Raw genomic sequence first — 707 nt, 5'->3', positions numbered from 1 at the left:
ACGGCTGGCCGGAGGCCGAGGGCAGGTCCGGCGACTCGGGGTTCCACAACCCGGTCGACCAGTGGTCCACGGCCGAGGCCTCGCCCAGCGGCATCGCCTACGCCGAGGGGTCGGTCTGGATGGCGGGCCTGCGCGGCAAGCGGCTGTGGCGCATCCCGCTGAACGGCACGGCGGCCTCGGCGGAGCCGCAGGCGTTCCTGGAGGGCGAGTACGGCCGACTGCGCACGGTGGTCGCGGCGGGCGGCGACCGGCTGTGGCTCGTCACCAGCAACACCGACGGCCGGGGCAGTCCCAAGGACGGGGACGACCGGATCCTGGAACTGCGGGTGACCTAGCCCGAGCTCAGTCCTCGGAGTCTTCGGCGTTCTCGTCCTCCGGCTCCTGCGGCGGGCGTACGACGACCTTTCCGGACGACAGGTCTATCGGCCCGCGTCCGGGATCGGCGTCCCCGGTGTCCTGCCGGGTCAGCTCCAAGCGGTTCTGTTCGTCTCGGGTGTGTTTGCGGCCGGGTGCGAACAGTTCCTCGAACATGTTGAACACGGAGCCTCCCTGGGCCGCGACACCCCCGATGTCCTTTACAGCGTATACCTCAGCCTGCCGGGCCGGGCATGACGGATTCGGCCGGGAACAGCCCCAGCCGGTGCGCCACCGCCGCCGCCTCGCCGCGCCCGGAGACGCCGAGCTTCGCCAGGATGTTGGAGACGTGG

Annotated in this window: 3 protein-coding genes; 1 reads left to right on the top strand and 2 read right to left on the bottom strand. The window is 71.4% G+C overall.

The features are described from left to right. A partial coding sequence (locus CCL05_RS17355) for a PQQ-dependent sugar dehydrogenase (RefSeq protein ID WP_143589902.1) occupies positions 1-335 on the top strand: 335 nt, incomplete at its 5' end. 7 nt (positions 336-342) lie between these two features. On the opposite strand, the gene CCL05_RS17350 is transcribed toward CCL05_RS17355, so the two are convergent. After that, a complete protein-coding gene (locus CCL05_RS17350; RefSeq protein WP_086561417.1) occupies positions 343-540 on the bottom strand; it encodes a DUF6191 domain-containing protein in 198 nt (65 codons plus the stop codon). A gap of 49 nt (positions 541-589) precedes the next feature. Next, positions 590-707: response regulator transcription factor (locus CCL05_RS47490; protein ID WP_167409573.1), on the bottom strand; the 118-nt coding region annotated here is incomplete at its 5' end.

Source organism: Streptomyces africanus, from assembly GCF_002150735.1.
Taxonomy (GTDB): Bacteria; Actinomycetota; Actinomycetes; order Streptomycetales; family Streptomycetaceae; genus Streptomyces; species Streptomyces africanus.
Note: the sequence above shows the minus strand (reverse complement) of the source record. Positions and strands in the feature narration are given on the sequence as shown.